Source organism: Brevibacterium sp. Mu109, from assembly GCF_900169375.1.
GTDB lineage: Bacteria > Actinomycetota > Actinomycetes > Actinomycetales > Brevibacteriaceae > Brevibacterium > Brevibacterium yomogidense_A.
In genome coordinates, this window is sequence record NZ_FXZF01000024.1 from 41,266 (window position 1) to 47,981 (window position 6,716).

Here is a 6,716-nt window from a genome sequence, read left to right on the forward strand (position 1 = left end):
TCTGCCACGTCATCTGAGCCTCCCGGCTGTGCGATATCCGCCGCCGCTAGCGAGTGGTCGCGACGTCAGAGATTGCATGTGGTATTCGCTGCAATGCCACCTACATTTTCACTCCAGGATCTCCACCCTGACCAGGAATTTCACCCCTCGATGCAAGCCCATCTCTACGGCCGTAACCTGCGTGCAGTCAGAAGAACAGAAGGGGTTAGGGGTGCAAGCGGGGTGAGCCGGTTGATCGCTTGAGGGGGTAGGGGTTTCCGTAGTTGGAAGCGGGGGCTGTCTGGAGAATCGTGAGGGCTTTCAGCGGGCGCGGGTAAGGATGGGCTTAGATTGCTGTATGAGCCTTCCTGTTCCGAATGCATCCGATGCATCGCCGCTGGTCGCGTGCGTGAATCTTGAGAAGACGTTTGAGACGGTGAAGGGGCAGCCGCCCGTGGCGGTGCTGCGCAACGTATCGCTCCAAGTGAACCCCGGTGAGATGGTCGCGATCGTGGGGCCATCAGGTTCGGGGAAGTCCACGCTGCTGTACTGCCTGGCAGGGCTGGAACCGGCATCGGCTGGCGGGGTGAGTATGTTCGGGCAGAGCATCGCGGCGCTGAGCCGAAACGCTTTGGCGAAGATGCGTCGGGATCGTGTGGGGTTCATCTTCCAGTCCTACAATCTGGTGCCGTCGCTCACCGCGATGGAGAACGCGGCACTTCCTGCACGGATCGCTCGTAAGCGGGGCGCGGCAGCCGATGCAAGCGCCGCAGTTGACGCGGTCGGGCTCACGGAGCGAGCCGGGTTCTTGCCGAGCAAGCTCTCTGGCGGTCAGCAGCAGCGTGTCGCTATCGCACGGGTGCTCGCGTCAGGCGCTTCGCTCGTGTTCGCTGACGAGCCGACCGGGGCGCTCGATACTACGACCGGGGCGCAAGTGCTTTCCCTGTTGCGCGAGACAGCTTCCGGAGCGCGCAGCGTGGTACTGGTCACGCATGACCTCGAAGCGGCCGCACGCGCCGATCGGGTGCTCGTGCTGCGCGATGGTTCCATCCACGCGGAGCTTCATAAGCCGAGCGCGCAGGCAGTGCTGGACGCGGTGCGCGCCGCAGGAGAGGAATCGCTGGCCGCATGATCGCGATCGTCGCCGCCAAGGAACTCGTGCGGGAATGGAGACTCTGGATCGGCGGTCTTCTCATGATCGCCGTGGCGACGATGGTGCTGTCCGCTGTCATATCCCAGTTTGAGACGGCGGCGACCCTCAGCCCGGCCGATGGTGATTCGCTGGTGTCGATGACGCAGGGCACGATCCTGTTCACGGTGCTTGCCGCAGTCGCGGTCACCGGAGCGACGACGAATCTTGCGATCAGTTCGGGCAGGCGCGGCTACGCGCTTCTGCAACTGGCTGGAATCCTCCCGCGTCAAGTGACCTTGGTCGTGCTGATCCAGCTTTGCCTGCTCGCCCTCACCGGTACGGGTGCCGGGCTGATCCTTGGACGGTTGACGGCGGGAGTGTTCCTCTCCCTCGCTGGGCAGCAAGCTTCCCTGCGGAACCTCCCCGTTGTGTTCGGTGCCAGCACGGTGGCATGGACGGTTGGGATTGCTCTGACGCTCGTGATCGTCTCGGGACTGCGCGGTGCGTTCCGCGCGGGACGGGTGCCCGCGATCGAAGCCGTGAGAGAGCCCGAGGAGCCCCGCGCGCGCCTCGCCGTGATGCGCTGGATCGGGGTAGGAGTGGCGACGCTCGCCACAGTGATTCTCGGCATCAACGTGATCGCCGCCCCCCTGATCGCAAGGATGGTGACTGATGATCCTGATGGGAGTATGGGCATCGCGGGCATCGTCAGCGGGGCACAACTGTTCAGCATCGCCCTCACCGCCCTGATCGCCGCGCTCGGGCCCTTCGTCTACCCGCTCATCCTCCGCGCCTGGACAGCGATCATCCCAGCCTCCTGGTCACCGGCCTGGTTCCTCGCCCGCACAGGATGCCGGTACCGCCTCACGCAGAGCACCGCAGCGGTCACCCCGCTCATGGTCGGCATCGCCCTTACCGGCAGCCTGTACACGCTGTTCATGACCGCCGGAACTACGCTCGAAGGCGGCGGAACCCAGAACATGACCATCAACCATGCGTCGATCTTCACCATCATCGGCCCCGCACTTCTGATCGCCGCGCTCGGCGCGGCAGCGGTGATCTTCATGACCGGACGCACCCGCGACCGAAACAACGCGCTCATCGAAACTGGTGGCGGAACCCTCGCTACCACGACGCTCAGCGCAGCTTTCGAGACCATCATCTACGTCGGCACAGCGTTCCTCACCGGAGCACTCGTCTACGGCGCGGTCGGACTCGTCGCGACGGCCGCACTGATGCAGGTCAGCGACACCGCCACCCCGGTGTATGGGGTCGGCATCTCTAGTCTTGTCGCCGTCGCTGGACTCCTCGTCGTCGGAATCGCGACCATCACCCCAGCACTCACGGCTCGACGCCACACAATCCCCGCACTCCTCGCCCATTAACTCACATACGCAATCAGTGCGGCCGCCAGAAGTGCTAACGAAAGCGCTAAGCAACCTGTAGGTCAGGGTATCGCGGTGAAGTTATTCACAGGTCACATGTCCTAGATCGTTGATTTCATGCGGCACAACGCTCACCCCGGTATCGCGGCGCGATGGGGTCGAGGTCAGTCCAACTCCCCCGTCGCTGATGCTCGGTAGTGGCGTCAGAGATTGCATGTGGTATTGCCCGCTCCGGCGGGGCCGACCAGCACGTCGAGCACCCGACCGGACACGGCGATCTTGGTGAGCGCGTCGGCCTGGTCCGCACCGAGCACCCGGCCCTGCCGGTCTGGCTTCGCGGCGATCCGCTCGACCGTCTCGACGTCGACGGTGGGGCCGGTGCGGGTGCTGGCCAGGTGGAGGAGGCGGTCTTCGGCTTCCAGCAGCATGGTCGAGGAGAACACCGTCGAATGTCGCGGCCGGAACACGCTGGTGCCGTCCTGGCGGCGGAACACGACCGGGCTCGAGGCCAGCTCCGGCGGCGTCAACCGCAGCGAGGCCTGCTCGGCGGCATCGGCGATCATCGCGACGATCGCCTCCCGATCCCGCACGGACGCGAACCGCCACCCCATCGACTGCCGGGAGGCTTCGGCGTGGAGGTTCCAGCGCCGCCAGGTCGACCGCTTCTCACCCACAGTCTCGACGACGGTCTGCCCGAGCTCGGCGATCACCTCCAACGGCACATCATCCGCCCGCAAAGGCCGGGCGGCCTGGGTCTGGGTGATGCGGCTGGCCCACCCGGTCGCATCCTCACCCAGCACGGCGGCGGCGCGGTCGCGCCATCCGGCGGTCAGGTCGGCCAGCGAATGCGTCTGCTTCTCCGGCCGGGTCGCGAGCGTCGCTTGGGCACGCAGCCGCACGATCGTCTTTGCGGACGGCCGGCGGCCGTGTTCGGCGACATAGGCGGCGATGAGGCGGTCGGCTTCGGCGTCGATGTCGTGGGAGCGGGTGGAGAACTCCTCGATCAGCTCCTCACCGACCCCGACGATCTCCCACGCCGGGTTCCGGTCCCGGCCTCGATCCCGCGCCTCCCAACCGAGGCCGAGCATCCCGGTGAGCCGGTCGGCCAGGACCGCGTTGTAATGCTCCGACAACGCGACCACCGCCGCGTGCATCGGCCGCCCATCCAGCGACCGCCACCGCCCATCCAACGCCGTCTGCACCTTATTGCTGACCACGACATGCGTGTGCAACTGCGGATCAGAGGATCGGCTGTCGTAGTGATCGAACGCGGTGGCGACCAGCCCGGTGACATCGACCTGAGCGACCGCGCCATCGGCGGCGGTGTAGCCGGTGCGGGTCGCGGCGACCTCCCGCTCCATGAACTCCAGTACCTCCGTGACCGCCTCGTGATGCGCCTGGGCGATCAGCGCCTGCGTTCCGGCGTCCGCGACGCCCCACAGCACCGAGACCGACTTCGGCACCGAGAACGTGTAGTCAAAGCCCGCGACCGCACGCCGGTTGCCCCGCTCGGTCTCCTCGGCCTCGATCCGGGCGACCTGCTCGGCACGCTCACCCATCCCCAACCCCGCATCAAGACCCTTCACGCGCTCGCTGATGCGGTCGGCGACCGAGACGTACCGTGGGAACGCCCGGCCCAGCGGTTTGCCGGTGATGGGGTCGCGGCCCATCCCGATCAGCAACTGCAACTGCGCCTCGGACACCTGATCCGCAGCACCGATCTGCCCGTCACCGAGACCGGGCAGGGCTGACCCCATCCAGTTGCCCGGAGGTGTTCCCTCCTCCGAGTAGTACCTCGTCAACGGCGTCGAGAGGGAACGGTCGCCGTCGGCGGCGGCGATCGTGCGCAGCAAGTACTTGCACCCGTCGCCCGCGCTCATCACGCGCATCGAGACCGTCATACCGACGAGGTGAACAGTGCAGCCACGAAGGCACTTCGCGTTATCACTATCAATACTGATATCATTGGGGCATGGCTACTTCTTCAGCGCTGCTGCACCCGGTCCGGCTTCGTATCGTCCAGGCCCTGCTGGGTGAGGGGGAGCTGACGACGCATCAGCTTCATGAGCGGTTGTCCGATGTTCCGATCGCCACGCTGTACCGGCACGTCGGCCATCTGGTTAAGCACGAGCTGATCGAGGTGGCCGATGAGCAGCAGATTCGGGGTGCGAGCGAGAAGACGTACCGGCTGGCGCCGGGGTTCGCGAACCCCTCGGCGGAGGAACTGAACTCTCTGAGCAACGAGGAGCTCCTGACAGCGTTCACGGTGTTCACTTCGGGTCTGATCCGCGACTTCGGCGACTACCTGCAAGCGGGAGACCCTGACCTGTACGCCGATCGGGTGAGTTTCGCTCAGGCCTCGTTCTGGGCGAGCGATGAGGAGGTCGATGAGTTCGGCCGCGCTCTCATGGCGGCACTCGAAAGCCTGCTGGCCAACGATGCGACCCCGGGTCGTCGTCGTCGCACCCTCAGCACGGTGCTGATGCCGCGAGAGGAAGACGCCGCTCAGCGAGAAACACCTCGGAAGGGATCGGAGGCACAGGGATGAACGTGACCGATGCTGCGCACGTCTCCCGGCTGGTGGCAGGTTACGGCGACACCGAAGTGCTTGGTCCGGTCGATCTGTCGCTGCGACCGGGCGTGACCGCCCTGCTGGGCCGCAACGGCTCGGGCAAGACGACACTGATGCGCACCCTGTGCGGCATCATCCCCGCCCTGAGCGGCACCTGCACGGTGCTCGGCTCTGCCGTGGCCGACGGCGCTGCGATCCGATCGAGGGTCGGGTATCTCGGACATGAGTCCGCGCTCGCGAGCGCGCTCACCGTGGAAGAGAACCTGCGGTTCTGGGAGAACATCACGAGCACCTACCCGGATGCCATCGTCGTCCCCGCCGAGGAACTGGTTGAGCGTTTCGACCTTGCCTCGTTGATGAGTAAGAAGGTGTCCTCGCTCAGCCGGGGTCAACGGCAACGGGTCGATCTGGCTCGACTGGCGATGACCGACCCCGAGTTCATCGTGCTGGATGAGCCGCTGACCGGTCTTGATCCGGTCTACGCCGCGCAGACCCGCGCCCTGCTGAGCGAATGGGGCGAGACCCGCACGGTGCTCTACTCCACTCACAGCGTGCCCGAAGCGCTCGAACTGGCGCGGCACTTCCTCATCGTCCAGGGCCGCGACCTCATCGAGTTGGACTGCGACTACGAAGCGGTGACCGAGACGACGATCCTCGACGTGCTGGAGGCCCACGCATGACCACGACCACCGTCCCTGCCCGACGCCGCGTGTCCGCGTTCGCGCGACGCGCCTGGATTCAGCAGGGCACCACCGCCGTGTGGCTTGCCGCCCTTGTCGGCGGAGCGCTCGGGGTGCTCGTCTTCCTCGGCTCCGGCGGTGTGAACACGCTGGCGAACATGCCCGACTTGATTCCCAGCGACCCCGACGGGCTGGTCGCCGTTCGCGACACGGCCGGGGAATTCCTGCCGATGACCTCGTATCTGCTGACGATGACTCCGGCGATCCTGGGGATGCTCGTGGCCATCGTCGCTACGCTGACGCTTCCCGGCGTGGTCGCCGACGACATCACCGGGGGCGGGATCGAAGCGTTACTGGCCGGGCCGATCCCGCGTCGGCACCTGTTCTCGGCTTATCTCGGTGCCGCGCTCGTGCTGACCGCTGTGGCCTGGATCGTCGCGATGCTCGCCTTCGTGCTCACGTCGGTGGTCACCTCCCTCGTCATCGGGGTGTCGGTGTCGCTGTCACCGACCTACGGTGTCGCACTGGTCGTCGTGCCGTTGTCGATGGGTGTGTGGTCGGCCACCGCGACGCTCTTCGGTGCGTTGTTGTACCCGAGCAGTCTCGACACCAAGGCCGGGCTCAACGGCGGGCCCATCCGCCTGGTGGCGATGCTGCCCGCGCTCATCGCGGTGCCCTCGGTGTTGCTTCTGCCCGAGTGGGTGCTGCCCGCTCTCGCACTGGTGCTGGCAGTGACCCTGCTCGCGAGCCTCGTCCTCATCCGGCTGACCGCGCGGGGCTTTCGCAGCACCCGCGTGCTCGGCAACTGAACTCCTTTGAACGAAACGGAACAATTTGTGAAAAGGGGTATCCATCTTGATGCCGATGGACGGGGCCGGTCTGCCGGGTAGGGTCGGGTGACGTAAGGGCCCCCGCGCTGCGTCAACAGCCGGGGGCATGGACTACACCGTCAAGGGGTGTATGTCGTG

General features: G+C 66.0%; 5 protein-coding genes and 1 pseudogene. 5 read left to right on the forward strand and 1 reads right to left on the reverse strand.

Translation table 11 applies throughout. The features are described from left to right. Positions 1–337: 337 nt before the first annotated feature. A complete protein-coding gene (locus BSP109_RS13460) occupies positions 338–1,111 on the forward strand; it encodes an ABC transporter ATP-binding protein (RefSeq protein WP_087054289.1) in 774 nt (257 codons plus the stop codon). Between the two features lie 62 nt (positions 1,112–1,173). Further along, positions 1,174–2,496, forward strand: a complete 1,323-nt coding sequence (locus BSP109_RS13465; RefSeq protein WP_180959742.1) for a hypothetical protein — start codon at positions 1,174–1,176, stop codon at positions 2,494–2,496. 215 nt (positions 2,497–2,711) lie between these two features. On the opposite strand, the pseudogene mobF reads toward BSP109_RS13465, so the two are convergent. Continuing rightward, positions 2,712–4,385: pseudogene (mobF, locus tag BSP109_RS13470) on the reverse strand (MobF family relaxase); the annotation flags it as partial. Between the two features lie 83 nt (positions 4,386–4,468). Here mobF and BSP109_RS13475 point away from each other — a divergent pair. Genes BSP109_RS13475 through BSP109_RS13485 form a run of 3 tightly spaced genes read left to right on the forward strand, consistent with a single transcriptional unit; the run spans position 4,469 to position 6,557 of the window. Next, complete coding sequence (locus BSP109_RS13475; protein WP_101601282.1) at positions 4,469–5,044, forward strand: helix-turn-helix domain-containing protein; 576 nt, start codon at positions 4,469–4,471, stop codon at positions 5,042–5,044. After that, on the forward strand, positions 5,041–5,748 hold the full coding sequence (locus BSP109_RS13480) for an ABC transporter ATP-binding protein (RefSeq protein WP_101601284.1): 708 nt from the start codon (positions 5,041–5,043) through the stop codon (positions 5,746–5,748). Before BSP109_RS13475 ends, BSP109_RS13480 begins: the two co-directional genes overlap by 4 nt. Further along, the gene (locus tag BSP109_RS13485) at positions 5,745–6,557 is read left to right on the forward strand and encodes a hypothetical protein (protein WP_101601286.1); all 813 of its coding nucleotides are present in this window, start codon (positions 5,745–5,747) and stop codon (positions 6,555–6,557) included. The genes BSP109_RS13480 and BSP109_RS13485 overlap by 4 nt, the downstream gene beginning before the upstream one ends. Positions 6,558–6,716: the final 159 nt, after the last annotated feature.

Coding starts and splice junctions, on each gene's coding strand:
- BSP109_RS13460 (WP_087054289.1), top strand. CDS start 338: ATGAGCCTTCCTGTTCCGAATGCATCCGATGCATCGCCGCTGGTCGCG.
- BSP109_RS13480 (WP_101601284.1), top strand. CDS start 5,041: ATGAACGTGACCGATGCTGCGCACGTCTCCCGGCTGGTGGCAGGTTAC.
- BSP109_RS13475 (WP_101601282.1), top strand. CDS start 4,469: ATGGCTACTTCTTCAGCGCTGCTGCACCCGGTCCGGCTTCGTATCGTC.
- BSP109_RS13485 (WP_101601286.1), top strand. CDS start 5,745: ATGACCACGACCACCGTCCCTGCCCGACGCCGCGTGTCCGCGTTCGCG.
- BSP109_RS13465 (WP_180959742.1), top strand. CDS start 1,174: ATGATCGCCGTGGCGACGATGGTGCTGTCCGCTGTCATATCCCAGTTT.